This is a genomic window from Cyanobium sp. Copco_Reservoir_LC18, from assembly GCF_009834675.1.
In the GTDB taxonomy this organism is placed as follows: Bacteria; Cyanobacteriota; Cyanobacteriia; order PCC-6307; family Cyanobiaceae; genus Cyanobium; species Cyanobium minutissimum.
Genome location: NZ_ASAC01000012.1, coordinates 91,839 through 117,581, shown reverse-complemented (window position 1 = coordinate 117,581; position 25,743 = coordinate 91,839). Strand labels below are relative to the sequence as shown.

Below are 25,743 nucleotides of genomic sequence, written 5' to 3'. Positions count from 1 at the left end.
ATGCGATCTTCTCATCGCGTTCGGCAGGATGGGGTGATGCATCGACTCGCGTCCATCGCCGGGGACAGGACGGAGGACGACGGCGGCCTCTTCGTGGAGCAGCCACCGGCCCCGCTGGTGCTGCTCAGCAGTGCCGACACGGATCTGCTGGCGGTGGCCCAGCTGCTCGAAGCGGAGCCGGAGCTGCTGCCCGGGGAGCTGCGGGCCCTCAACCTCTCGGCCCTGCAGCACCCGGCGGTGATCGACCACTACGTGGCCACCAGCCTGGCCAGCACCAGGCTGGTGGTGGTGCGGCTGCTGGGGGGACGCGGCCATTGGAGCTACGGGCTGGAGTGTTTGCGGCAGTGGGCCGGTGCCGCGGCAGGCCGCCAACTGCTGGTGCTGGCCGGCACCGCCGAGGAGGAACGGGCCCTGGCCTGCCTCGGCAGCCTCGATGGGCCCCTGGCGTCGGCCTGCGCGGCCTGTCTGCGGGAGGGGGGGCCGGCCAACCTGCGCCTGCTGCTGCGCACCCTGGCCGCCCTGCTGGCCGGGGAGCGTCCCGAGCCGCCATGGCCCGCACCGGCCGCCGATCCCCTGCCCCATGACTGGCGCGACGAGCCCGGCTCCCGGGTGGGGGTGATCCTCTACCGGGCCCTCTGGCAGGCGGGGGATCTGGCCCTGATGGAGGCGCTGCTGGCGGCCCTGCGCGGCCAGGGTCTGGCGCCGCGGGCCCTGTGGGTGAGCAGCCTGCGGGACGCCGCCGTGCAGCGGGGGGTGGGCGATCTCCTGGCCCGGGAGGGGGCGGAGGCGGTGCTCTGCGGCACGGGCTTCGCCTCGGTGTCGTTCGAGGAGGCGGGGCTGGGGGCGCCCCTGTGGGAACGGCTGGGGGTGCCGGTGCTGCAGGTGCTCTGCAGCGGCCGCAGCCGCGGGGCCTGGAGCGCCAGCAGCATCGGTCTGGCGCCCCTGGACCTCAGCCTCCAGGTGGCCCTGCCGGAGCTGGACGGGCGCCTCACCACCCGGGTGGGGGCCTTCAAGGAATGGAGCGCCACCAGCGACATCCTGGCCACGGCCCTGCATCGCTATGTGCCCGAGCGGGAGCGCCTCGACTGGATCGCCAGGCTCACCGCCGCCTGGGTCGACCTGCGCCGCACCCCGGCCGCCGGGCGCCGCGTGGCCCTGGTGCTGGCCAACTACCCCAACCGCAACAGCCGCCTGGCCAACGGCGTCGGCCTCGACACTCCGGCCAGTGCCGCCCTGATGCTGGGCTGGCTGGCGGAGGCCGGCTACGACCTGGGGGCGGCCGGGGATCTGCCGACCGACGGCGATGTCCTCATCCACCGGCTGCTGGAGGGCCGCAGCAACGATCCGGAGAGCGGCCACCGCCCGCCCCTGGACCACCTGCCCCTCGCCAACTACCAGGCCTGGTACGCCACCCTGCCGCCGGAGGGCCGCCAGCGGCTGGAGGCGGTCTGGGGGCCGCCCGAGGTCGACGCGGGCCTGGAGCCGGCGCTGCTGGCCGAAGGGGTCACGGGCCCGGCGTTCCCGGTGCGCGGACTGCGATTCGGCCGGGTGCTGCTGCTGATCCAGCCCGAGCGTGGCTACGACCGGGATCCCAGCCTCAGCTACCACAGCCCCGATCTGCCCCCCACCCACGCCTACCTGGCCCAGTACCTGTGGCTGCGCCAGGGCTTCGGCGCCCAGGCGGTGGTGCACGTGGGCAAGCACGGCAACCTCGAATGGCTGCCCGGCAAGGGGCTGGGGCTGTCCCAGGACTGCTTCCCGGAGTGGGCCCTCGGCCCCCTGCCCCATCTCTATCCCTTCATCGTCAACGACCCGGGGGAGGGCAGCCAGGCCAAGCGCCGCGCCCAGGCCGTGATCCTCGACCACCTGACCCCGCCCCTGGGAAGGGCCGGGCTGCACGGCGATCTGCAGGGCCTCGAGGTCCTGCTGGATGAGTACTGGGAGGCGCGCCAGCTGGGCAGCGCCCGGGCGCCGCTGCTGCGGGAGCGCCTGGGCCAGCGGCTGCAGGAGCTGCAGCTGCCCGCCACGGCCCAGCCGGATCTGGACGGCCAGCTGGAGGCGGCTGACGGCTACCTCTGCGAGCTCAAGGAGGCCCAGATCCGCCTCGGCCTGCACACCTTCGGCACCCTGCCGGCAGCCGCCAAGCTGGCGGAACTGCTGCTCTGCCTGGCCCGGGCGCCCCAGGCGGGGGTGCCCGGGCTCACCCAGGCCCTGGCCCTCGATCTGGGCCTGGATCTGGATCCCTGGTCGGATCCGGAGGAGGCTCCCCTCTCCGATGCCGACCGCGGCCGCCTCACCTCCCTCCGGGGGAGCGGTCCCCTGCTGCGCCATGCCGGCGACGGGGTGGCCCTGCTGGAGGCCCGCGCCCTGGAGCTGGTGGAGGCGGAGCTGGGCGGAGCCCCCGGGAGACCGGCGCTGACGCCGGAGACACCCGTGGGGCCAGGGTCGCCCGTGCTGCCGGGGGCAGCCACCGAACGGGCGCTGGCGCACCTGCGCCGGGCCCTGCTGCCGCCCCTGCTGGCCTGTGGTGGGGCGGAGCGCCAGTCCCTGCTCACCGGCCTGGCCGGGGGCCGCATCGCCGCCGGGCCTTCGGGGGCGCCCACCCGCGGGCGGCCGGACCTGCTGCCGACGGGGCGCAACTTCTACAGCGTCGATCTGCGCGGCCTGCCGACGGAGGCCGCCTGGGACCTGGGGCGGCGCAGCGCCGAGCTGCTGCTGCAGCTCCATCTCCAGGAGGAGGGCGACGACCTGCGCAGCCTGGCCCTCTCGGTCTGGGGCACCGCCACCATGCGCAACGGCGGCGAGGACATCGGCCAGGCCCTGGCCCTGATGGGGGTGCGACCCGTCTGGGATGGCCCCACCCGCCGGCTGGTGGATGTGGAAGCGATTCCCCTGCGCCTGCTCGGCCGGCCGCGGGTGGACGTGACCCTGCGCATCTCGGGCCTGTTCCGTGATGCCTTCCCCCAGCTGGTGGGCTGGTTCAACCGGGCCACCCGCCTGGTGGCCGGCCTCGAGGAGGACCCCCGGGACAACCCGCTGGCGGCGTCGGCCCAGGAGGAGGGCCACGGGGGGCGCATCTACGGATCAGCGCCCGGCGCCTACGGGGCCGGGCTGCAGGGGCTGATCGACAGTGGCCACTGGGAGGAGCGCGGCGACCTGGGCGAGGCGTTCCTGAACTGGAGCGCCTGGCGCTACGACGGCGATCCCGGCGATGCCCCCAGTGGCGGCGCCATTGAGGCCAGGGCGGATCGGGCCGGCCTGGAACGGCGCCTGGCCCAGGTGCAGGTGGTGCTGCACAACCAGGACAACCGGGAGCACGACCTGCTCGATTCCGACGACTATTACCAGTTCCAGGGGGGCCTGAGCGCCGCCGCCGAGACGCTCCAGGGCAGGGCGCCGGCCCTCTGGTTCGGCGACCACTCCCGCAGCCAGCGCCCCCGGCTGCACCGGCTCGAGCGCGAGTTCGACAAGGTGCTGCGCTCCCGGCTGTTGAATCCCCGCTGGATCACTGCCATGCAGGAGCACGGCTACAAGGGCGGCTTCGAGATGGCCGCCAGCCTCGATTACCTGTTCGCCTACGACGCCAGTACCGGCCGCGTCCCCGACTGGGGCTACGGCGCCATCAGCGCCGCCTGGCTGGAGGACGGGGCCGTGCGGGCATTTCTTCGACGCGCCAATCCGTGGGCCCTGAGGGACATGGCGGAGCGGCTTCTCGAGGCGCACCATCGCGGCCTCTGGAACGGGGCCGATCCGGAGCGGCTGGAGCGGCTGCGGCAGCTGGTGCTGGAGAGCGAGAGCCTGGTGGAGCAGCGCTGAACCAGGCTCCGGGAGCCGCGGGGATCAGAGCTCCAGATCCCGCACCATGGAGCGGAACGGATCGGTGGTGCCGGGCTTGGCCGGCGCCTGGGAGCCTGCGGGCTGGCCCTGGGCCTCGGCCTCCTTCTGCTGCTTGGCCGCCGCCGGACCACCGGGCAGGTTGGTGGGGGTCACGGCTGCCCCCTTCATGCGCTGGCCGAGCTCGGCGGCGCTCATCTGCTGGGCGAAGGTCTTCTTGACGGGCTTGGGGATGCCGCCGGTGAGGTTGACCGACCCCTTTTCGGTGGGCTGGATACCGGCCAGACCGGGGGTCATCTTCTCCACCCGGGCCTCCATCGAGGCCACCTCCGCCACCATCTCCTTCTCACCCGGGCTGTCGGCGTTGCCGGGGAAGGTGTGGCGGATCGTGTTGGACCGCTTCATGAACTTGACATCACCGAGGCTGCTGGAGGTCTCGGGATCGAGGAAGAAGGTCTCGGCCTTTGGTTTGGCCTTGGCGGCAGCCTCGGGCTTGCTCACCGAAGCGGCACGGGAACCGAACAGACGATCGAACAGACCCATCGACGCAAGGAGGAAGGTGTCAGCAAACCCTAGCGGCCGCGGAGCACCAGCCCATGGGTATCCGTACCACAACTCATCAGAAGGCCCCGGCGCTCCAGGTCGGCGGCGATCGCCTCGCACACCAGCGGCGTCGGCTGCCAGTGGCTCTGCATGGCGTAGTCGTACCAGACCTCGGCGCCGTCGAAGCCCAGATCCGCCGCCGCGGCGATCAGGCGCTGGTGGGGCAGCCGGTAGCGGGCGGGGTGGGCGAGCAGTGCCAGGCCCCCGGCCGCGCGGATCGCCGTCACCACCGCCTCGGCCCGCAGGGCCGGCCCCACCACGGAGGTGCCCTGCAGGTAGGGGTGGAGGGAGGGGTGCTCCTCGGCGAAGCCCAGCCCGAGCACATGCACCAGGCAGCCCTCCAGCAGGCAACTGATCTCCACCCCGCGCCAGAGGGTGGGGATGGCCGCCCCCCGGCGGCGGTGGTCCTCCAGGGCGGCGCTGATGGCGCCGTGGGCCGCCAGGCCGTGGTGGTCGGTGACGGCCAGGTGCTCCAGACCGATGGCCACGGCCTCGGCCGCCAGATCGTGGGGGTGGAGGCTGCCGTCGCTGCAGATCGTGTGGCAGTGGAAATTGAACCGCTCCGGGCAGCTGTCGGCCCGCACCTGGCGCAGCACCGGGGTAAGGGGATGGGCGAGAGCCTCAGGCCGCAGCACCACCGCTCTCCTGCTGGGCCAGCCGTTCGGCGCGCAGCCGCCGCCAGCGGGCATAGAACTGGATCGAAGCGGCCATGAACACCACCAGGGCCACCAGGAACCAGGTGGCGGCACCGGTGGGGAACTGGTTCTTGAAGACCACCAGCATCACCACCAGCACCAGCATCAGGGTGGGCAGCTCGTTGAGGGCCCGCAGCTGGCGGCCGCTCCACTGGCATTCACCCCGCTGCAGCTGGCCCATCAGCCGGTAGCAGAGGTGGTGGTAGACGAGCAGGCCCGCCACCACGGCCAGCTTGGCGTGCATCCAAGACTGCTTGAGCCACAGGGGCTGCACCAGCAGCAGGCCCACCGCCATGGCCACGGCCACCACCATGCCCGGGGTGGTGATGATGTTGGCCAGACGCCGCTCCATCAGCCCGTACTGCGCCTCGAAGGCCTGGCGAACGGGCGGCTCCAGCTCGGCGGCCTCCCGGTGGTAGATGAACAGGCGCACCAGGTAGAACAGTCCGGCGAACCACACCACCACCCCGACGATGTGGAGGGTCTTGAACCAGAGGTAGGCCTCGGGGGGCCAGGTCAGGGCGAGGGTCAGGGGCAGGGACAGCGTCATGTCGGGGCCCGGGGAGGCGCGTGGCGCGGCGGATCGCCAAGTTAGTCGCCGCCGGATGGGCGGCGGCGAGGCTCAGCCCTCCCCCACCAGGCGGCAGCAGCGGCGGGCCACGGCGGCGCTGTAGGCCCGGTCCACGGGCCCCAGCCGCGGGCTGATGGCGCCATCGCGGCAATCCACCACGATCCGTTCCCGCCGGCTCTCCTGGTCGCTGACCCGCAGCCTCAGCTGCCAGTGGTGCTTGGCGCTGCGGCTGATCTCGTCCCCGCAGACCGGACCGACGCAGAGGCCCGGAGACGCCGCCACCGGCGCCGGGACCAACGGCAGCAGCAGCAGCAGGGCCATCAGCAGGCCAGCCCAGACCCCCGCTCCCCAGGCGCGCACGGCCGGCCTCATCCCGCCAGCTCCAGGGGTTTCCCCTGGGGGGCATCGGTCTCCTCGGCCCCGTCCATCGGGGGATGGAAGTGCTCCCACACCTGCCGGGCCAGGGCCGGTCCCATGCCGGGGACGGCGGCGATCTGCTCGGGGCTGGCCAGCTGGATGGCGTCGATGGAGCGGAAGTGGGCCAGCAGGTCCTTGACGCGCTTGGGGCCCAGGCCGGCGATGTCGCTGAGGCGGGAGCGCTTCATCCGCTCCCCCCTCTGCTGGCGGTGGAAGCTAACGGCGAAGCGGTGGGCTTCGTCGCGCAGGCGCCGCAGCAGCACCACCCCCAGCTGGTCGGCCTCCGTGTCGAGGGGCTGGCTGGAACCCGGCAGGAACACCTCCTCCCGCTGCTTGGCCAGGGAGCACACCGTCAGCTCCTCGTGCAGATCCAGCTCCCGCAGGGCCTCCATCACCGCCGACAGCTGGCCCTTGCCGCCATCGATCATCACCACGTCCGGCCAGTCGCTGAGGCCATCGGTGTGCAGGGCCGAGGCGCCGGCCTTGCGCAGGGCGGCCAGGTCGGCCCCCTCCGCCTTCGCCTGGGACCAGCGCCGGAAGCGCCGTCGCATGATCTCCGCCATGGCCATGAAGTCGTCGGAGTGGCCGGCGCGGATGCTGCTGCTGCGGATCCGGTACTTGCGGTAGTGCTGCTTGGCCGGCAGGCCGTCGATGAACACCACCTGGGAGGCCACCGCGTCGCTGCCCTGGATGTGGCTGATGTCGTAACCCTCGATCCGGCGCGGCGGCACCGGCAGCTCCAGCAGCTGGGCCAGGTCCTCGGTGGCCAGCAGCTGCTGCTCCGCCCCCCGCTGGGCCCGGGCCAGCTCGAAACCGGCGTTGCGCTCCACCAGCTCGATCAGATCCGCCTTCTGGCGCCGCTGGGGCACGGCCAGCCGCACCTTGCGGCCCCGCCGTTCCGCCAGCCAGTCACCGATCAGCTCCTGGGCCGGCAGGGGGTGCTGCAGGAGCAGCTCCGGCGGAATCTCCACCGGGTCCACCTGGCTGTAGTGCTCCTCGACCCCCCGCTGCAGCACCTCCGCCGGCGTGGCGATGGCCGCGTCGGCGGTGTAGCCCAGGCGCCCCACCAGCTTGCCGGCGCGCATCTGGAAGATCTGCACGGCCGCCACCCGCTCGTCCGAGGCCAGGGCGATCACGTCCCGGCTGATGGAACTGTCCCCCAGGCTCATCTTCTGGTCGGCGGTGAGCAGGTCGAGGCCCTGCAGCTGGTCGCGGACCCGGGCGGCGGCCTCGAAGTCGAGCCGCTCGGCATAGCGCTCCATCTGCTGCCGCAGCAGGTCCAGCAGTTCATCGTTGCGGCCCTGGAACACCATCGCCACCTTGCGCAGGATGCGGTGGTACTCCTCGGAGCCGATCTTCTCCTGGCAGACCCCGGGGCAGCGGCCGATGTCGTAGTTGAGACAGGTGCGGTCGCGGTAGAGGGGCTGGGGTCGCTGGCGCAGCGGAAACACCCGCTTGACCACCGCCAGGGTGCGGCGCAGCAGGCCCACATCCACGTAGGGGCCATAGAAGCGGTCGAGGGGACTGCGCAACCGGCGCCGGCGGGTGATGAAGATGCGCGGGTAGGCCTCGCTCCAGGTGATGCAGAGGTAGGGGTACTTCTTGTCGTCCTTGAGCAGGACGTTGAAGTGGGGCTGGTGGTTCTTGATCAGGTTCGATTCGAGCGCCAGCGCCTCCGCCTCGCTGTCGGTGACGATGAACTCGATCTCGCAGACCTGCCGCACCATCAGGGCGATGCGGGGACTGATGTCGTGGGAGTCGCGGAAATAGCTGCGCACCCGGGCCCGCAGGCTCTTCGACTTGCCGATGTAGAGGATGCGGTCGCTCGCGTCCCGCATCAGATAGCAGCCGGGCTCCGCCGGCAGCTCCCGCAGCCGGGCCGCCAGCCGCTCGCGCTGCAGCAGCAGCGGCCCGACGACATCGCCGCCCGGTTCAGCCATGGCGGAGCCTCAACCGCCGTACTGCCAGCCCGTGGCGGCCAGTTCCAGGGCGGCGGCGTCGCGGTGCAGGGTCGCCGACTTCACCTCCCCCACGAAGACGGTGTGGTCGCCATGGGCCACCTGGCCCACCAGGATGCACTCCACCGCCCCGAGGGCATCGTCGAGCACCGGCAGGCCGAGGGGACCGAGCTGGAACGGGGCGGCATCGAAGCGTCCCCCCACCCCCTTCTGGGGTTTGAAGAACACCGCCGCCAGGTCCTTCTGATCGGCGGCCAGCACGTTGAGGGAGAAACGGCCGCTGCGCTGGATCATGCCGTTGCTGGTGGAGTCGGCGCGCACCGCCATCACCACCAGGGGAGGCTCGAAGGACCCCTGGGTGACCCAGCTGGCGGTGAAGCCGTTGACCTCGTCGCCTTCGGCCACCCCGCAGATGAACACACCGTGGGGGATCTTGCGCAGCAGCGTCTTCTTGGCGGCCGCGTCCAGGGCAACGTCGGTCATGGGGTGGGCGGCAGGGATTGGGCGACTCTAGGAACCCGGCCGGGTCCGGGAACCCGCCCGGGCCCTTCTCCATAGGCTGGGGCGATGCGAGCCCTCTACCCCGGCAGTTTCGATCCCCTCACCCTGGGCCACCTCGATCTGATCGAGCGGGCGGCCGGCCTCTTCGACGGGGTCGTGGTGGCGGTGCTGATGAACCCCTCCAAGCAGCCCGCCTTCCCCCTGGAACGGCGGCTGCAGCAGATCCGCTGCGCCACCGAGGGAATCGCCGGGATCGAGGTGGGCCATTTCGACGGTCTCACCGTCACCTACGCCCAGACCTGCGGCGCCCAGGTGATCCTGCGGGGCCTGCGGGCGATGAGCGACTTCGAATTCGAGTTGCAGATCGCGCACACCAACCGGACCCTGGCCCCCCGGGTCGAGACCCTGTTCATGGCCACCGCAGCGCACCACAGCTTTCTCAGCAGCTCGGTGGTGAAGGAGGTGGCCCGCTTCGGCGGGGACGTGGGTCACATGGTCCCGCCGGGAGTGGCGATCGACCTGGAGAGGCTCTTTAATCGACAGGCAGCTCCCGGAACCCGATATGGCTGAGGTCCGCTTCACCGTTCTCGATCAGCTGGACCAGCTGGAGGACATCGTTCTCGACGGCAGCCGGATCCCCTTCAGCGGTGGCCGTCTGGTGAACGAGCAGGACGCCATCGAGATGATGGATGCCCTGCGGGAGGCCCTGCCCGGCCAGATCTCCCAGGCCGAGGATCTGATCCGCCAGCGGGAGGGCTTCATCGAGAAGGCCCGGCTGCAGGCCGAGGAGATCGTCACCCAGGCGCGGCGCGAGCGGGAGCAGCTGATCAACGCCGCCGCCATCCGCCAGGAGGCGGAGCGCCAGGTGACGGAACAGCGGGAACTGGCCCGCCAGCAGTGTGAGCAGATGGTGCTCCAGGCCCGCCAGCAGGTGGCCCAGACCGAACAGGAGCACCAGGCCCGGATGGCCCAGTTCGAGCAGCAGTTCGCCGGGCGTCGGCAGCAGCTGGAGCAGGAGGCCCAGCAGCGGCGCCAGCAGCTGGAGCAGGAGGCGGCGGAGCGCAACCGCCAGCTGCTCGAGCAGCACGAGCGCAGCCGGGCCCAGGCCCTGCAGGAACTAGAGGGCATCCGCCAGGAAGGGCTGCGCATCCAGCGGGACAGCCAGGCCGAGGCCGAGCGTCTCCATGCCGATGCGCTCCAGTTCCGCCAGCAGACCCAGCAGCAGTGCGATGCCCTGATCGCCCGCAGCCGCCAGGAGGCGGCCACCATCCAGGAGGGCGCCAACCGCTACGCCGAGCAGGTGCTGGGCGAACTGGAGGTGCGCCTCAAGGAGCTCAGCCAGGTGGTGCTGGGGGGCCGGAGGGAGCTGGTGCGGCTGCAGGCCCAGGACACCCAGGCCGCCAGTCGCCCCCCCGAAGCCCCCATTCCCCTGGAGAACGCCGCCGTAGACCGGGCGCGACGGGCCGCCGGCCGTCTGCGGCGGGCCGCCAGCCGGGGGCTGGCCAGCTGAGGCAGCCGCCCCAGCGCCGGCTCAGATCCCCGATGGGCAGGCCCCCACGGCCTGCACCTCCCGCAGCACCCGGCCGATGGTGGTGTTCGGAGCCCCGGCCCCGGCGGACACGGCACTGACGTAGCGGGGGCCGTCCGGCGTCTGCAGCACGCCGCTGATCGAGCGCACGCCCGTGAGGGTGCCGGTCTTGGCGAAGAGACGGCCGTCGAGGCTGGTCCCCCGGTAGAGATTGCGCAGGGTGCCGCGGCGTCCGGCGATGGCCATCGAGCTGATGTAGTCCCTCGAATAGGGGTGGTGGTCCATGCGCAGCAGCAGGGCCACCAGGAAGCGGCTGGTCACCCGGTTGGCGCGGTCGAGGCCGCTGCCGTCGGCCACCCTGACCCCCTCCATCGGCAGCCCCTGTTCGACCAGCCAGAGGGTGTTGAGCCGGCTGGCCTCGGCCACGTCCCAGGTGCCGGCCGCCTGGCGCAGCAGCACCTCGGCGGTGAAGTTGTGGCTTTCGGTGTTGGCCAGGCTCAGCAGGCCATGCATGGAGGTGGAGGGTTCCTGGTGGATCAGCACGGCATCGGCGGGGATGGGCTGACGGGCGGACACTAGGGTGAGCTGCAAGGGCGACCCTCCGCCCTGGTTCATGGCCCGACGCAGCAGCGTCTGCAGCCGGGAGGGGGGATTGCTCACCGCGTCGTCGATGGCGTTGCTGGTGATCGCCAGCCGGGTGATCGGGGCCCCGTAGGCGTAGGCCCGGTCGGCCACGTGCCAGCCGCTGGGCCACCAGTTCTGGGAGGCTTCCTCCGCCAGTTCCAGCCGCACCGGACCACCCCCCGGGGCGGTGGCGGCGCCGGCGGCCATGGCCAGCTGGGCGAAGCGCTGGAGCTGGGGCAGGGCCAGGTCGGGGTCCCCCTGCCCCGTGAGCCGCAGGGTGCCGTCCTGGAGGCGCCAGAGCTGGGTGGTGAGCCGGTAGTCGGGGCCGAGGCGATCAAGGGCGAAGGCGCTGCTGACCAGCTTCTGGTTGGAGGCCGGCACCCGGGGCTGACGGCCGTTGACGTCGGCCAGCAGGCGGCCGCTGCCATCGGCGACGCTGACGCTCCAGCGGGGGCTCTCGCTGCCCAGCACCCGGGCGACCTGCCGCTGCAGGCTGGGGCAGCTGACCTCACTGGCCAGCCGCGGCATGCCCACCGGGGGGGGCGCCGGAGGCAGGGTCGCCATCGGCAGGGGGCGCTCGCTCCGGGCCGAAGGCAGGGCAGGCGCGTTCTGGGCCAGGGCCGCCGGGCCCGCCGACCCGGTGCCGGCAGCGACCAGCAGCAGGGTCGCCAGCCCCAGGGGCTGGCGGTGGCGTCGGTGGCCGGGGCGGGCGGAGGCGGTCATGTCAGGAGGTTCCGAGTTTCAGGCCCGTGACGGTGCCGTTGAAGCGGTAGTTGGTGCCCTCCAGCTCCACCGGGGCGCCGATCTTGATCGTCTGGTTGCCGAAGACCACCCCACCGGCCGTGCGGCGCCCCTGCCCCTCCAGGACGAAACGACCATCGAAGGTGCTGAAGGTCTTCTGGTTGGGATCGGGGGCGCTCACCACCTTCCCGTCGGGGGTGAGGGTGGAGATGATGCGATCGAAGGGGATGATCTGCTTGACCGCCACGCTGCCGTGGGGCTGGTTGCGGATCACGATCGCCACCTTGCCTTCGGCCCGGGCCTGCTCCAGCAGCTCCAGGGGGGCGGCGGCGGGGGCACCGCGCACATCCACCATCACGGTGACGGGCTCGAGGGCGCCGGTGGCCTGGGCCACCGCTCCGCTCAGCCGGGGGCTCCAGATCACGCCCCCGATCGCCAGCAGGGCGGCGGCGGCGGCGCCGACGTCGACGAGGCTGAAGGAACGGGACCGGGGCGATTCGCTGGGCATGGGCATGGGAAAGCCCGCGAAGTGTACGCAGCCTTTCCGGGATCCACCAGCTGCCCCGGCCGGTCCGCTCCCGACCGGGGTCTCAGTTCTGCAGGTCCTCGATCATCTGGCCAAGGGCCCGCAGGTTGCCGCCCAGACCGGCCTCTTCACGGCCGCTGAGGGCCAGGTCCTGCTGCTCCGCATCGGGTTTCTGCTCGAAGCTCGCCGCCAGCCGGAAGCCGTCGGGGTCGAGCCGGTACAGCTCCCACTCGCCCGGGTAGGCGCAGCGCAGGGCCCGGTCGGCCTTGGGCAGCAGGGCATAGGCGGCCCGCCAGCCCGCCAGGAAGCCGCGGCGGCGCTGGCGGGCCACGCTGCCGATGCCCACGGCGGCATCCTCCAGGGCGGGATTGATCAGCACCACGGCGTCGCCGTGGCCGCCGCAGACCTCCTCCACCAGCTCGTACTCCGCCTGGCTCGCCCCCACCAGCAGCAGCACGCCGCTGGAGGGTCCCTCCTGCTGGCGCCGCCGCTGGTCGGAGAAGCTGCCGATGTGCTCGGCCAGGGCCGGCGCATCCCGGCGGGCCAGGGCGGTGGCACCGGCATCGGGAAACAGCAGCCGCACCCCGGGCCGCTCCGCCATCAGTCCCTCCAGCAGCCGCAGCACCACGGGCATCAGCCGCAGCCCTTCGAAGCGGAACTCGACGGTCCAGCGGCCCCCCGATCCGGCCCCCAGGGCCGCCTGCAGGGCCTGCAGGGCTTCGGCTTCGGCGGTGCGCAGGTCGGCGGGCAGCATCGGCGGACGGCAGGGCTGATCGGACCCTACCCAGGCGCTTCCGCCAGCCTGCGGCGGGCCTGCTCCAGGGCCGCCGGCAGTCCGGCCAGCTCATCGGGGCTGTTCCAGGGGCCCAGGCTGATCCGCAGGCCGCTGGCCGCCTCGGCGGGGCCGTAGCCCATGGCGAGCAGCACGGCACTGGTGCCGGCCGTGCCCGCCGCCGCGCCGGCGCTGGCGCAGGCCGATCCGCTGCTCACCGCGTAGCCCCGGCGGGCCAGCTCCCGGACCAGCCGCCGACCGCCCAGGGGCCTCCCGTCCGGCCCGTCCACCAGCAGGCTGATGTGGTGTGGCAGGCGCCCGGCGGGGTCGTCCGGCTCCGGGCCGCTCAGCCGCACGCCCTCCCGTTGCCGCAGGGCGGCCAGCAGGGGATCCCGCAGCGCCACCATTGGATCAACACCGCCATGGGCCGCCAGGCGCCGGTCGGCCAGCTCGAGGGCCGCCGCGAAGCCGGCCACCAGGGCCACCGGCTCGGTGCCGCCGCGACGGCCCCCCTCCTGGGCGCCGCCGATCAACGGTTCGAGCCGGACGCCGCGCCGCACCAGCAGGGCCCCCACCCCGCAGGGACCCTGCAGCTTGTGGGCCGCGCAGCTGAGCAGGTCCACCGGCAGCCGGCTGAAGACGACCCGGCGGTGCCCCACCACCTGCACCGCATCGACATGGAACCGCACGCCCGCCTGGCGGCAGAGCGCCCCGATCGCCTCGATCGGCTGGAGAGTTCCCACCTCGCTCTGGCCCCAGAGCATCGACACCATTCGGGTCGGCGGCGTCAGCAGGCGCCGCAGGATCTCCAGGTCGACCACGCCGCGGCGGTCCACCGGCAGACGCCGCACCTCCCAGCCCCGGCGCTCCAGGGCGGCGGCGGCGGCGTAGCTGGCGGGGTGCTCCACCGCCGAGAGCAGCAGCCGACCCGGCTCCAGTGCCCCGGCGGAACCGACCAGGGCGGTGTGGATCGCCTCGCTGCCGCCGGAGAGAAGCACCAGTTCATCGCCGCCGCAGCCCAGGCTCGCGGCGATCGCCTGGCGGTCGCGCTCCAGCCGCTCCGCCGCCGCCAGGCCGGGGCCATGGAGGCTGGAGGGGTTGGCCCAGGCCTCGCGCTGGGCCTGATCCATGGCCTCGAGCACCGCAACGGCCGGGGGGGCGGTGGCGCAGGCGTCGAGGTAGATCTCAGGGGGCGGGGGCATCGCGGGAGAGGCGGCCCCGGGTGCGGGATTCCAGGGATTCGCCGGCCAGGGCCACCAGGTCGTCGAGGGAACGACCCTCCAGCAGGGCCGTGACGCGGGCCCGGGCTTCGGCGCTGGGACAGGCCTCCGGGCGCAGGCAGCCGTTGACACAGGCGGTGGCGCAGTCGATGGCGCTGCCACTGGTGTTGTCGTTGGCGCCATCCCCCGCCTGGGCCGGGCCGGTGGTTGGCGGTGCCATCGCCAGGGCGGGGGGCATCTCCTCGTCCTCGCCGAACAGCGACGGGGCCACGACACCGTCAAACACCGCTTCGGCCGGCCCGGTCATGAACACGTGGCCGCTGGCTTCGTCCCAGTGGATCTCCAGGGGGCCCCCCGGCAGATCCAGCCGGGCCTGGCGGGCGGCCAGGCCGAGCCGGTGGCAGGCCACCAGGGTGGCGCAGGCGCCGGTGCCGCAGGCCAGGGTGGGCCCCGCCCCCCGCTCCCAGACCCGCATCACCAGATGGTCGGGGGCGAGCACCTGCACGAAGTGGACGTTGGTGCGGGCCGGGAACGCGCCGTGGACCTCAAGGGCGGCGCCGAGGCCCTCCAGATCGACCGCCGCCACGTCGGCGACGGGCACGACGGCGTGGGGATTGCCCATGCCGGCGGCCGCCACCGCCAGCCGCTGGCCCAGCACCTCCAGCTCCCCCACCGGCAGTCCCTGCTCCCCCACCGCCAGGGTGGTGGGCACGGTCTCGGGGGTCAGGAACGGCGGCCCCATGTCGACGCGGATGCGACCGTCCTCGGCCAGGGCCGGAACGATGCGACCGGCGAGGGTCTCGATCTCCCAGCTCCGGGGGGCCCGGTCGCCGTCGCTGTCCGCCAGGAACCTGGCCAGGCAGCGGATGCCGTTGCCGCACATCTCCGGCTCGGTGCCATCGGCGTTGAAGATCCGCATGCGCAGTTCCCCGCCCTCCCGGGGCGGCAGGGCCAGGATCACCCCATCGCCACCGACCCCGAAGCGGCGGTCGCAGAGCCGCTGCACCCGTTCAGGCGTCAGGCCGAACAGGCCCTCAGGATCCTCTAAGCTGCGCCCATCCAGGAGCAAGAAATCATTCCCCAGACCCTGGTATTTGCTGAATTGGAGCACCTGAAGCACCGTTCCGTGAGACCTGGAGGTTGGGGTCGATCCTATGCAGAGTTTCTTCGAAAAACGGGGACCCAGGCTCGACACCACCCTGCCCAGCGTCCGTCACGTCCAGGAGCTGATCCGAATCCGCACGCCCGTGAATGTGGTGCTGCTCTCCGGTAAGGAGTTCGATGGCATCATCCGCTGGCAGGACAGCCATTTCCTGGCGATGAGCACCGAACCCGGCACGCCGCTGCTGCTGATCAGCCTGGCCGCGGTGGCCTCGTTGCGCGCCCTCAGCTGAGTCTCTCCATGGGCTGTGACACGATCACTCCCATTCCCATTGGCCCGTGACCGACCCCTCCCGCTACCGGCCCGAAGCGATCGAGCAGCGCTGGCAGCTGCAGTGGGAGCAGCTCGGACTGCACGCCACCCCCGCACAGACCGGGGACGCCGGCGACGCCTACTACGCCCTGTCGATGTTCCCCTACCCGTCGGGGAGCCTGCACATGGGCCACGTCCGCAACTACGTCATCACCGACGTGATCGCCCGGGCGGCCCGCCTGCGGGGACGGCAAGTGCTGCATCCCATGGGCTGGGACGCCTTCGGTCTGCCGGCGGAGAACGCCGCCATCGAGCGGGGCGTCGACCCTGGCGACTGGACCGACCGCAACATCGCCCAGATGCGCGACCAGCTCAAGCGGCTGGGCCTCTCGATCGACTGGGACCGGGAGGTGGCCACCTGCCACGCCGATTACTACCGCTGGACCCAGTGGCTGTTCCTGCAGTTCCTGGATGCGGGCCTGGCCTACCGCAAGGAGGCGACCGTCAACTGGGACCCCATCGACCAGACGGTGCTCGCCAATGAGCAGGTGGATGCGGAGGGGCGCTCCTGGCGCTCCGGTGCCCAGGTGGAGAAGCGCCGGCTGCGCCAGTGGTTTCTGAAGATCACCGCCTACGCCGATGCCCTGCTCGACGATCTCCCCTCCCTGGAGGGCTGGCCGGAGCGGGTGCGCACGATGCAGGCCAACTGGATCGGCCGCTCCCTCGGGGCCGAGCTGACCTTCACCACCGAGAGCGGTGCCGCCATCACCGTCTTCACCACCCGGCCCGACACGATCCACGGCGCCACCTACGTGGTGCTGGCTCCGGACCACCCGCTGGTGGCCGAACTCACCAGCGACGACTGCCGTCTCTCGGTGACGGCCTTCTGCGATCTGGTCAGCCGCCAGAGCGAGCAGGAGCGCACCGCCGAGGACCGGCCCAAGCGGGGCGTGCCGATCGGCGCCTGGGCCCGCAACCCCGCCAGCGGTGAACGCATCCCCGTCTGGATCGCCGATTACGTGCTGGCCGACTACGGCACCGGCGCCGTCATGGGGGTTCCGGCCCATGACCAGCGCGACTTCGCCTTCGCCCGCCAGTACGAGCTTCCCGTCAGGCGGGTGGTGATCCCCGAGGGGTCCGATCCCCACGCCTACGAGGGCCAGGCCTGGACCGAAGCCGGTGTGCTGATCGGCTCCGGTTCCTTCGACGGCCTCACCACCACCGAGGCCAGGTCGGCCATCGTCGCCTGGGCCGAGGAGCAGGGCTGGGGCCAGGGACGGGTGCAGTACCGCCTGCGCGACTGGCTGATCTCCCGCCAGCGCTACTGGGGCTGTCCCATTCCTGTCATCCACTGCGACAGCTGCGGCGTGGTGCCCGTCCCCGACGACCAGCTGCCGGTGGAACTGCCCCGGGACATCCCCCTGAGCGGCAAGGGGGGCACCCCGCTGGCCAGGTTGGAGTCGTGGGTGAATGTGCCCTGCCCCCGCTGCGGCGCCCCCGCCAGGCGGGAGACCGACACGATGGACACCTTCATGTGTTCGTCCTGGTACTACCTGCGCTACAGCGATCCCCACAACCGGACGCGGCCGTTCGATCGCGGCGCCGTCGACCGCTGGCTGCCCGTCGACCAGTACGTGGGCGGCATCGAGCACGCCATCCTGCACCTGCTCTATTCCCGCTTCTTCACCAAGGTGCTGCGGGACCGGGGCCTGCTGGGTTTCTCGGAACCCTTCGCCCGCCTGCTCACCCAGGGCATGGTGCAGGGCATCACCTACCGCAACCCCAGCACCGGGCAGTACGTCGCCCCGGCCGAAGTGGCCGACCCCAGCGACCCCCGCGATCCCGTCAGCGGCGAGGTGCTGGAGGTGTTCTACGAGAAGATGTCCAAGTCGAAGCACAACGGCGTCGACCCGGCGGTGGTGATCGACCGCTACGGGGCCGACACGGCCCGCATGTTCATCCTGTTCAAGGCGCCTCCGGAGAAGGATCTGGAGTGGGATGACGCCGATGTGGAGGGCCAGTACCGCTTCCTGCAGCGCCTCTGGCGTCTGGTGGACGGGGCCCACGGCCGCGGGCTGCGCCTGGGCGCCCCGGATGCCCCCCAGCCGGCGGCACCGGATGCCGCCCCCCTCAGCGACGGCGAACGGGACCTGCGCCGGGCCGTGCACACCGCCATCGCCGCCATCAGCGAGGACCTGGAAGGGGAGCTCCAGCTCAACACGGCCGTCTCCGAGCTGATGAAACTCAGCAACGCCCTGACCACCCACCTCGAGGGGGCCGCTCCGGCGGTGGCCACCGAGGCCCTCGCCAGCCTGCTGATCCTGCTGGCGCCGTTCGCCCCCCACCTGGCCGAGGAGCTCTGGCAGAAGCTCAGCGGCCACCCGGAAGGCCAGCCCATCAGTGCCGGGGCGAGCGTCCATGCCCAGCGCTGGCCCGCCGTCGATCCGGCGGCCCTGGTGCGCGACACCATCCCCCTGGTGATCCAGGTGAAGGGCAAGATGCGCGGCAGCCTGGAGGTGCCGGCCGACGCCGATGCCGCCACCCTCGAGAGGCTGGCGCTGGAAAGCGACGTGGCTCAGCGCTGGCTGGAGGGTCAGCCGCCCCGACGGGTGATCGTGGTGCCAGGCAAGCTGGTCAACCTGGTGCCCTGAGGGCGGCGGCGTGGTGGCGCAGGTGGTCGTCGATGAAGCTGGCGATGAAGAAGTAGCTGTGGTCGTAGCCCTCCTGGAAGCGCAGCTCCAGGGGGTGGCCCGCCGCCTTGGCCGCCGCCGCCAGGTCGGCGGGCCGCAGCTGGCTGTCGAGGAAGGGGTCGGCACTGCCCTGGTCCACCAGCAGGGGCAGCCGCTCCGCGGCACCCGGCAGCAGCAGGGTGGCGTCCCAGGCGGCCCAGGCCCGCGGGTCGGGGCCCAGGTAGGCCCCGAAGGCCTTCCGGCCCCAGGGGCTGGCGCTGGGATGGCAGATCGGGGCGAAGGCGGACACCGAGCGGTAACGGCCCGGGTGCCGCAGGGCCGCCACCAGGGCGCCGTGGCCCCCCATGGAGTGGCCGCTGATGCCACGGGCCGGCGCCAGGGGCAGCTCCGCCTCCAGCAGGGCGGGCAGCTCCTCCACCACGTAGGCATGCATCCGGTAGTGGCGATCCCAGGGGGCCTGGGTGGCATCGACGTAGAAGCCGGCCCCCTGGCCCAGGTCCCAGCCGCCCTCGGGGTCGGTGGGCACCTCCGCCCCCCTGGGGCTGGTGTCGGGTGCCACCAGGGCCAGGCCGAGCTCGGCGGCGAGCCGGTGGGCTCCACCCTTCTGCATCACGTTCTCGTCGGTGCAGGTGAGGCCTGAGAGCCAGTAGAGGGCCGGCACCCGCTCCCCGGCCAGGGCCCGGGGCGGCAGGTACACCGCCAGGGTCGCCGGCCCGTTCAGCGCGGAGGACGGGTGGCGGTAGCGGCGGTGCAGACCACCGAAACTGCGGTTCTCGCTGAGCAGCTCGAGCATGGGGACGCCGGCCTCCGGGATCGCAGGGGGTGTCAGAAGTGGATCACCGAGCGGATGCTCTGGCCGGCGTGCATCAGGTCGAAGGCCCGGTTGATGTCTTCGAGCCCCATCGTGTGGGTGATGAAGGTGTCCAGTGGGATCTCCCCCTGCTGGAACCGCTCCACGTAGCCGGGCAGCTCGCTGCGACCCCGCACGCCGCCGAAGGCGGAACCCCGCCAGACCCGGCCCGTCACCAGCTGGAACGGCCGGGTGGCGATCTCCTGGCCCGCCCCGGCCACGCCGATGATCGTGGATTCCCCCCAGCCCTTGTGGCAGCACTCCAAGGCGGCGCGCATCACCTGGACGTTGCCGATGCACTCGAAGGAGTAATCCACGCCGCCGTCGGTGCGGTCGATCACCACCTCCTGGATGGGGGCGTCGAACGCCTTGGGATCAAGGCACTCGGTGGCGCCGAGCTGGCTGGCGATGGCGAACTTGTCGGGGTTGGTGTCAATGCCGATGATCCGCTCCGCCCCGGCCATCACCGCCCCGATGATCACCGCCAGGCCGATGCCCCCCAGGCCGAAGACGGCCACGCTGCTGCCGGGTTCCACCTTGGCGGTGTTGAGCACGGCGCCGATGCCGGTGGTGACGCCGCAGCCCAGCAGACACACCTTCTCCAGCGGCGCCTCCGGGGCGATCCTGGCCACGGCGATCTCGGGCACCACGGTGTATTCCGAGAAGGTGGAGGTGCCCATGTAGTGGTGGATGGGCTGGCCGTTCCTGGAGAAGCGGCTGCTGCCGTCCGGCATCAGGCCCCGGCCCTGGGTGGCGCGGATCGCCTGGCAGAGGTTGGTCTTGCCGGAGAGGCAGAAGCGGCAGGAGCGGCACTCCGGTGTGTAGAGCGGGATGACGTGGTCGCCCACCGCCAGGGAGGTCACCCCCGCACCCACCTCCTCCACCACCGCCCCGCCCTCGTGGCCGAGCACCGCCGGGAAGATGCCCTCGGGGTCGGCGCCGGAAAGGGTGAAGGCATCGGTGTGGCACACGCCCGTGGCCACCACCCGCAGCAGCACCTCGCCGGCCCGGGGGCCCTCCACATCGATCTCGGTGACCTCCAGGGGCTGACCGGCGGCCCAGGCGACCGCGGCGCGGGATCGGACCATGCTCAGGGGGGAAGGTCCCTCAAGTGTGCTGGAAGACCAGCCCGTCGGGCTGCCCCCAGTCGCCTTTCGCCCCATAGCCGCGGTCGTTGGCACAGAGGTGGCGCAGCAGCCAGAACACCGGCTCCACGGCGTCCAGCTCCAGCTCCGCACCGATGGCCGCCAGGGTGCGGGCCCGGCCGTCGGCGAGCAGCGCCTCCACGCGGCTCTGCAGGGCCAGGATCCCGGCGGCCGCCTTCTTGCCCGCCTCCACCCCGGGCTGGTGGTAGGCGTTGACATTGACCAGTTCGCCGTAGAGTCCCACCGCCCGCTCGAACAGACCGATCAGGGCGCCGAGGCCCCGGGCGTCGAAGCGCCGCAGGGTGATGGTGATGCTCTGGCGGGCCTGCTCGGCCAGGGCGGCGCGGGTGCCCTGCAGGAACCCCTGGAGGAAGTCGGCCGGGCACTCACCGTCGATCGTGGGGATCTCCGCCGGGTCCTCCAGCACCTCGATGAAGGTCACGAAGAAGTTGTCGAGGCCGTCCCGCAGCTGCTGCACGTAGGCGTGCTGGTCGGTGGAGCCCTTGTTGCCGTAGACGGCCAACCCCTGGTGCACCACGACACCGTCGCGGTCGAGCCGCTTGCCCAGGGACTCCATCACCAGCTGCTGCAGGTAGCGGCTGAACACCTCCAGCCGGTCCCGGTAGGGGAGCACCACCATGTCGCGGCGCCCCTGGCCGCCGCCGGCCACATGCCAGGAGGCGGCCAGCAGGGCGGCGGGGTTGGCGCGCAGATCGGGCACCCGGGTCAGCCGGTCCATGGCGGCGGCCCCCTCCAGGAAGCCGCGCAGATCGGCACCGATCAGGGCGGCGGGCAGCAGGCCGACGGCGCTGGTGATGCTGGTGCGTCCGCCCACCCAGTCGAACATGTCGAAGCGCCGCAGCCACCCGGCCGCTTTGGCCTCCTGATCCAGGTGGCTCCCCGCCATGGTGATGGCCACCGCCTGGGCGTTCCAGTCGCCCCCGGCGGCCAGCACCCGGGCCCGGGACTGCACCATGCCCAGGTGGGGTTCGGGGGTGCCCCCCGACTTGCTGACCACGATCACCAGGGTGGTGGTGAGCCGGTCGGCCAGGCCGGCGAGGGTGCGGGCCATGCCGTCGGGATCGACGTTGTCGAAGAAGTGGAACGGCAGTCCCACCCCCTGGCGCGCCAGGGCCCGGAGCATCAGCAGGGGGCCCAGGCCGGAACCGCCGATGCCGATCCAGAGCACATCGGTGAAGGGCCGGCCGCCGGGGGCGGTGACCGTCCCGGCCAGCACGTCCCGTCCGAAGGCTTCGAGGCGGTCCACCTCCGCGGCGATCGCGGCGGCCACCGCCGGCTCGGGGGCCAGCTCCGGGGCCCGCAGCCAGTAGTGGCCCACCTGCCGCCCCTCGTCGGCGTTGGCGATGGCCCCGGCCTCGAGGGCCTCCATGGCGGCGAAGGCGCGGGCGAAGGGGGCTTCGAAGGCCTCGAGATCCTTCTCCTCCAGGGCCATCCGGCTCACGTCCAGCCAGAGGGCGAGATCGGGGTCGTGCCAGAGCAGCTGGCGGAATCGCTCCCAGAGGGCAGCGGCATCTTGGCCGTTCAACGGCGGCAGCGGGGACATGGCTCCTGGGACGCCGTGACGGGCCCCCGAACCGTATCCATCAGCCTCCATGTTCGGCAAGCGGATCGGCGGATGCGGGCTTTCCACCACGGGGCCGGCGCCGGGAGCGCCCCCGGTGCGGGAAGAATCCGACCGTGTTCGTTACAATTGATCTAAAGAGCGCCATTCCGCTTGCTGTCCCGCCCCGCCGGAACTAAGCCCCGACGCTCCGGCCCCGAGCCGGCGGTCGCCGCCCCGGCTCGCCAGCGTCACCAAGCCTTTCGCCACCTCCTGCACCGCCACGCCCTGAAGCTGGGCCTGCTGCTGGTGGCCGGCGGCCTGGTGCTGGTTCCCCTGAGCCGCCAACCCCAGGTGGCCCTGCGCAGCTCCTTCCTGCTCACCGATGGCGGGCGCCAGGGCAGCTCCTTTCCCCTGATCACGCCCTCCACCAGCGAAGGGCTGCGGCCCGATCCGGTGGATTTCACGCCCGAGGAACTGCGGGAGCTCAACCGTCGCTTCGGCGTCCACGGCCCCCAGCCCCGGCTGGCCCAGCTGTTCACCGAGGGCATCGACCAGCTGCAACCCCTGCGCAGCCACACCCTCGGCCGGCTCGAGGAGCTCAGGCCGGTCATCCTCAGCGAGAGTCGCCGCCACCACATCAATCCGATGCTGGTCACCGCCGTGCTCTTCGACGAGCTGCAGCACGCCAAACCCGGCGAAGATCTGCCCCTAGCCGCCCGCAGCGGCCTGTTCAACACCCACGGCCCCGCCCAGCTGAGCGTCGGCGAGCTCGTCAAGCAGGGCCTCCTGCCCGCCAACGCCACCCCGGAGCAGATCGACGAGGCGCGCATGGAGCTGCTGGATCCCGACCGCAACGTCCGGCTGCTGGTGGGCAAGTTCGTGCGGCTGAAGCAGGCCCTGGGGCTCTCCGGCAACGCCCTGCTGATGGCCAGCACCTCCCCCGCCGATGCCAAGGCCATCGCCACCCTGGCCTACCTGCACAACGGCAAGCTGGACTACCCCGGTCGGGTGCTGCGCTACATGCAGGACCCCGAGCTGCACGCCCTCCTCTACGGAACCCGCAAACCGATCACCAGCCCGCTGATCTGAATCCGGGCCCCCGCTCTGCCTCCGGATCCTCGCCCCACCCCGATCAGCACAGCACCCCCAGCGCGGCCAGGCGCACCTGCAGTTCCCGCCAGTCGAAGCTGCGCGGATCCATGCGCTCGCCGCCCAGATCCACGTGCCGGTGCGTGGTGATGTTGCTGGGGGGGATGCCGTAGCGGCGCATCCAGCGGGCCAGCACCACCGCGAGGGCGTCGTACTGGGCGGCCGTGTAACCGCTGTGGCTGGGGTCCTGGTTCTCGCCGTCGAGGGGCGTCTCCAGGCTGAGGTGCAGGGCGAAGTTGTTGATCGAGCCGGCCAGCTCCGGGTTGGTCACCACCCAGCGGCCGTTGAAGGCGGAATTGCCGGCACCGAAGGCCCGCTTGGCGGGATCCAGCGCCTCCACCACCTGGCCGTCGAGGCCGATCAGGGTGTGGTAACTCACCTGATCCTCGTCCCGCGGATGGGGCGTCATGAAGGTGTTGATCGCCGAGTTGATGCCGAAGACGGTCTCGTGCAGGACAACGACCTGGGGGGTGGTGTCGAGCGGCTGGCCGAAGGCATCCCGGCGGAAGCGCTCGCCGTAGTTGCTCGGGTCGATGCGCAGCCGGACGGTCTCGTAGCGGAGCCGCTCCGCCAGGCCCGCCAGGCGGGCCCGCAGGGCCGGGTCCGCCTGGCAGGCGCCGCCCAGGGGGGCGCGCCAGGCGGCCTGGGGCGGTGGCAGGGCCTGCTCGGGGGGCGACGGCGACCCTCCCCCGTCGGCGGGGGACTGGCGCACCTCCTCCAGCAGGTCGAGCAGGGAGGCGCGGCCGCCGGCGTTGCCTGGAGCGCCGAACAGGTCACGGCCCAGCCAGGTGAGCCCCCCCAGGCTGAGCACGCCCGCACCGGCCAGCGCCAGCACCAGGGGGCGCAGGGACGAGGTCATGGCTGCAGCGACAGCCAGCGCTGCCGGTTGTCGCGGGTGAGGGGGCCGTCCAGATCGGGATCGATCACCAGCTGCCAGCTGGCGATGGCCGGGGCGTCGGGCACCAGGCGGGTGGTGCGCACCCGGCCGTCCCGCGCGTAGAGCACCTGCCGTTCCGCCGAGGACCTGGCCATGGCGAGGGCCGTCGCCAGGTCCTCGGGGGTGCGCAGGCGCAGGTCGTCGAGGGCCAGCAGCTCATCGCCCGCCTGGAGGCAGGCCCGCTCCGCCGGCCCGTCCCGATGCACCCGCTTCAGGCGCAGGCTGCCCGCCGCGGGCTCCTCCAGCTGCCAGCCGAGGAAGGGTTCCCGGGCCGGTGTGGGCCGCAGGACCAGCCCGAGATCCGCCAGGTAGGCGTCGAGGTCGGGGTCGTCGGTGCTCTCCAGCCAGTGCGGCAGCAGCGCAGCCAGGTCGGGGGCCTGGTCCGCGAAGGCGGCGACCAGATCGGCGTTGCTGTAGCCCCGCCCGGCGACCCCATGGCTGCGCCACAGCCCCCGCAGCACCACCCCCAGGCTGGAGCCATGGCGCCGCAGGTGCAGGTCCAGCACCAGGGCCACCACGGCCCCCTTGAGGTAATAGCTGATCTGGCTGTCAGGGGAGGAGGCGTCCTGGCGGTAGAGCTTCACCCAGGCCTCCTCGGCGCTCTGTTGCAGTCCCTGCACCCGGCGACCGGGGGTGAGCCGGTAGCGGCTGAGGTCGGCCCCGAGGTCCTCGAGCAGGTCGGCCTCCGTGCCCACACCGGCCGCCAGCGGCAGCAGCAGATCGAGGTAGGAGGTCACCCCCTCGGCGAACCAGAGACCGGCCACGATCGTGGCCCGGCCGTAGTCGAGCGGCGTCAGCTCGGCGGGCTTGAGGCGCCGCACGTTCCACTGGTGCAGGTACTCGTGGGCCACGAGCTGCAGCAGCTTGCGGCGGCCACCGGGACCCGCCAGGGCGCGGCGGCCGTACTGGAGCACGCTGGCGTGGTCGTGTTCCAGCCCGCCGAAACCCGACTCCAGCAGGTGCAGCACGAACAGGTAGCCGTCACTGGCGGGGGCGCTCTCCCCCATCAGGCGGCAGCAGGCCAGGGCGATCCGTTCCACGTCGTCCAGCCAGGCGGGATCCTGCACGGGCAGGTCGCCCCCCCAGGTGACCCAGCGGTGCGGCACCCCGGCGACGCGGAAGGGGTGGCAGGGGTGGGGGCCGGCCTCCAGCGGCGCATCGATCAGCCGGTCGTAGTCGGCGGCCATCCAGGCCCCGTCACCGGTGGCGGGGAGGGGGAGGAAGGCCTGCCAGCCCTCGGGCAGCCGCAGCTCCAGGCGGTGGGGATTCCAGCGCTCGCCCGTGGCTTCCAGCACCACGCCGGCCAGGGCCAGGAAGCCATGGTCGGCGCTGAGGTGGCAGGTGCGCACGGTCAGTTCCGTGGCCTGGAGGTCGTAGCGGACGATGAGGGGATCGGGGCGGGTGAGGGACAGCCGCCAGCAGGCCTCCGCCCGTCGCGTCGGTACGACCCGGGTCTCCCCCTGAACCACCTCCAGACCCTCCAGGTTCCGGACGTGGTCCCGGATCAGGTACGAGCCCGGGGTCCAGGCGGGAAGCCGCAGCTCCGGCTGCAGGCACCGGGGGGTGAGATGGAGGGTGACCCGGACCCGATGGCGATGGGGCTCCCGCAGGTCGAGCTGAACGACCGGCCCGGCGGCCGTGTCGGGGTGGGGTGGGTCGTCAGACACGGAGCTCGATCGACGCCGTGGGGACGGCCAGACGGGCCTCCTGGAGGGCCACCCGGGCGGCATAGGCCCGGGTGATCCGGCCCAGCAGCCGCTGCAGGGCGGTGCTGCGGCTGAGGCGCTGGAGATCGCCCACCAGAGCCAGGGATCCGTCGTCCATGGCGGCCCATCCCAGGCCCTGGCCGTCCCTGAGCTGCAGCTGCAGTGTCACCGCCTGGCGTTCGCCGGCGAAGCCGACCAGTTCCCCCCCCCAGCGCCAGGGGAGATCGAGGCTGGCGAGGGTGGCCGCCAGGGCCTCGGCATCCCGCAGCACGGTGGGCAGGATGGAGAGATGGGACAT

The 25,743-nt window shown here is 72.3% G+C and carries 23 protein-coding genes; 6 read left to right on the top strand and 17 right to left on the bottom strand.

Annotation, left to right across the window (positions count from 1 at the left end; all coding sequences use genetic code 11):
• The first annotated feature begins 36 nt into the window (after positions 1-36).
• The gene (gene cobN, locus L107_RS05890; RefSeq protein ID WP_159817002.1) at positions 37-3,816 is read left to right on the top strand and encodes a cobaltochelatase subunit CobN; all 3,780 of its coding nucleotides are present in this window, start codon (positions 37-39) and stop codon (positions 3,814-3,816) included.
• A gap of 24 nt (positions 3,817-3,840) precedes the next feature.
• Here cobN and L107_RS05885 read toward each other — a convergent pair whose 3' ends face one another.
• From L107_RS05885 to L107_RS05860, 6 genes are all read right to left on the bottom strand, one after another.
• A complete protein-coding gene (locus L107_RS05885; RefSeq protein WP_159817000.1) occupies positions 3,841-4,377 on the bottom strand; it encodes a hypothetical protein in 537 nt (178 codons plus the stop codon).
• A 29-nt stretch (positions 4,378-4,406) separates the two neighbouring features.
• Positions 4,407-5,072 carry a PHP domain-containing protein gene (locus L107_RS05880; RefSeq protein ID WP_159816998.1) on the bottom strand — a complete coding sequence of 222 codons (666 nt, stop codon included), beginning with the start codon at positions 5,070-5,072 and terminating at the stop codon, positions 4,407-4,409.
• On the bottom strand, positions 5,059-5,682 hold the full coding sequence (gene hemJ / locus L107_RS05875) for a protoporphyrinogen oxidase HemJ (protein ID WP_370515396.1): 624 nt from the start codon (positions 5,680-5,682) through the stop codon (positions 5,059-5,061). The genes L107_RS05880 and hemJ overlap by 14 nt, the downstream gene beginning before the upstream one ends.
• Positions 5,683-5,754: 72 nt before the next feature.
• Positions 5,755-6,075 carry a hypothetical protein gene (locus L107_RS05870; RefSeq protein ID WP_159816996.1) on the bottom strand — a complete coding sequence of 107 codons (321 nt, stop codon included), beginning with the start codon at positions 6,073-6,075 and terminating at the stop codon, positions 5,755-5,757.
• On the bottom strand, positions 6,072-8,060 hold the full coding sequence (gene uvrC / locus L107_RS05865; protein ID WP_159816994.1) for an excinuclease ABC subunit UvrC: 1,989 nt from the start codon (positions 8,058-8,060) through the stop codon (positions 6,072-6,074). Before uvrC ends, L107_RS05870 begins: the two co-directional genes overlap by 4 nt.
• 9 nt (positions 8,061-8,069) lie before the next feature.
• On the bottom strand, positions 8,070-8,561 hold the full coding sequence (locus L107_RS05860) for a flavin reductase family protein (protein ID WP_159816992.1): 492 nt from the start codon (positions 8,559-8,561) through the stop codon (positions 8,070-8,072).
• An 84-nt stretch (positions 8,562-8,645) separates the two neighbouring features.
• On the opposite strand from L107_RS05860, the gene coaD reads away from it, so the two are divergent.
• Positions 8,646-9,149 carry a pantetheine-phosphate adenylyltransferase gene (gene coaD, locus L107_RS05855; protein WP_159816990.1) on the top strand — a complete coding sequence of 168 codons (504 nt, stop codon included), beginning with the start codon at positions 8,646-8,648 and terminating at the stop codon, positions 9,147-9,149.
• Positions 9,142-10,089 carry a hypothetical protein gene (locus L107_RS05850; RefSeq protein WP_106220008.1) on the top strand — a complete coding sequence of 316 codons (948 nt, stop codon included), beginning with the start codon at positions 9,142-9,144 and terminating at the stop codon, positions 10,087-10,089. The genes coaD and L107_RS05850 overlap by 8 nt, the downstream gene beginning before the upstream one ends.
• A 21-nt stretch (positions 10,090-10,110) precedes the next feature.
• On the opposite strand, the gene L107_RS05845 is transcribed toward L107_RS05850, so the two are convergent.
• From L107_RS05845 to dapF, 5 genes are all read right to left on the bottom strand, one after another.
• Positions 10,111-11,454, bottom strand: coding sequence for a D-alanyl-D-alanine carboxypeptidase/D-alanyl-D-alanine-endopeptidase (locus L107_RS05845; RefSeq protein WP_159816988.1), 1,344 nt, complete (start codon positions 11,452-11,454; stop codon positions 10,111-10,113).
• Between the two features lies 1 nt (position 11,455).
• On the bottom strand, positions 11,456-11,986 hold the full coding sequence (locus tag L107_RS05840; RefSeq protein ID WP_106220010.1) for a DUF4330 domain-containing protein: 531 nt from the start codon (positions 11,984-11,986) through the stop codon (positions 11,456-11,458).
• Between the two features lie 76 nt (positions 11,987-12,062).
• A complete protein-coding gene (locus tag L107_RS05835; protein ID WP_106220011.1) occupies positions 12,063-12,752 on the bottom strand; it encodes a DUF1995 family protein in 690 nt (229 codons plus the stop codon).
• 26 nt (positions 12,753-12,778) lie between these two features.
• A complete protein-coding gene (locus tag L107_RS05830) occupies positions 12,779-13,972 on the bottom strand; it encodes a cysteine desulfurase family protein (protein ID WP_159816986.1) in 1,194 nt (397 codons plus the stop codon).
• Positions 13,956-15,059 (bottom strand): diaminopimelate epimerase, encoded by a 1,104-nt coding sequence (gene dapF, locus L107_RS05825; protein WP_370515394.1) that lies wholly within the window; start codon positions 15,057-15,059, stop codon positions 13,956-13,958. The genes L107_RS05830 and dapF overlap by 17 nt, the downstream gene beginning before the upstream one ends.
• Before the next feature lie 85 nt (positions 15,060-15,144).
• On the opposite strand from dapF, the gene L107_RS05820 reads away from it, so the two are divergent.
• Entirely contained in the window at positions 15,145-15,384 is a 240-nt protein-coding gene (locus L107_RS05820; protein ID WP_094584584.1) for a hypothetical protein, read from the top strand.
• A 46-nt stretch (positions 15,385-15,430) separates the two neighbouring features.
• Positions 15,431-18,055 (top strand): leucine--tRNA ligase, encoded by a 2,625-nt coding sequence (leuS, locus tag L107_RS05815; RefSeq protein WP_159816982.1) that lies wholly within the window; start codon positions 15,431-15,433, stop codon positions 18,053-18,055.
• On the opposite strand, the gene fghA is transcribed toward leuS, so the two are convergent.
• Genes fghA through L107_RS05800 form a run of 3 tightly spaced genes read right to left on the bottom strand, consistent with a single transcriptional unit; the run spans position 18,039 to position 21,653 of the window.
• A complete protein-coding gene (fghA, locus tag L107_RS05810; protein WP_159816980.1) occupies positions 18,039-18,887 on the bottom strand; it encodes an S-formylglutathione hydrolase in 849 nt (282 codons plus the stop codon). The two genes, leuS and fghA, sit on opposite strands and share 17 nt — an antisense overlap.
• Positions 18,888-18,919: 32 nt before the next feature.
• A complete protein-coding gene (locus tag L107_RS05805; protein ID WP_159816978.1) occupies positions 18,920-20,032 on the bottom strand; it encodes an S-(hydroxymethyl)glutathione dehydrogenase/class III alcohol dehydrogenase in 1,113 nt (370 codons plus the stop codon).
• A gap of 19 nt (positions 20,033-20,051) precedes the next feature.
• Positions 20,052-21,653: a glucose-6-phosphate isomerase gene (locus L107_RS05800; protein ID WP_159816976.1), complete on the bottom strand. Its 1,602-nt coding sequence runs from the start codon at positions 21,651-21,653 to the stop codon at positions 20,052-20,054.
• Between the two features lie 411 nt (positions 21,654-22,064).
• Here L107_RS05800 and L107_RS05795 point away from each other — a divergent pair, with 411 nt between their 5' ends.
• Positions 22,065-22,742 carry a helicase DnaB gene (locus L107_RS05795; RefSeq protein ID WP_236550559.1) on the top strand — a complete coding sequence of 226 codons (678 nt, stop codon included), beginning with the start codon at positions 22,065-22,067 and terminating at the stop codon, positions 22,740-22,742.
• Positions 22,743-22,785: 43 nt separating this feature from the next.
• Here L107_RS05795 and L107_RS05790 read toward each other — a convergent pair whose 3' ends face one another.
• Genes L107_RS05790 through L107_RS05780 form a run of 3 tightly spaced genes read right to left on the bottom strand, consistent with a single transcriptional unit; the run spans position 22,786 to position 25,743 of the window.
• On the bottom strand, positions 22,786-23,661 hold the full coding sequence (locus L107_RS05790; RefSeq protein WP_159816974.1) for an N-acetylmuramoyl-L-alanine amidase: 876 nt from the start codon (positions 23,659-23,661) through the stop codon (positions 22,786-22,788).
• Entirely contained in the window at positions 23,658-25,406 is a 1,749-nt protein-coding gene (locus tag L107_RS05785) for a M61 family metallopeptidase (RefSeq protein WP_159816972.1), read from the bottom strand. Before L107_RS05785 ends, L107_RS05790 begins: the two co-directional genes overlap by 4 nt.
• Entirely contained in the window at positions 25,399-25,743 is a 345-nt protein-coding gene (locus L107_RS05780) for a DUF1257 domain-containing protein (protein ID WP_159816970.1), read from the bottom strand. Before L107_RS05780 ends, L107_RS05785 begins: the two co-directional genes overlap by 8 nt.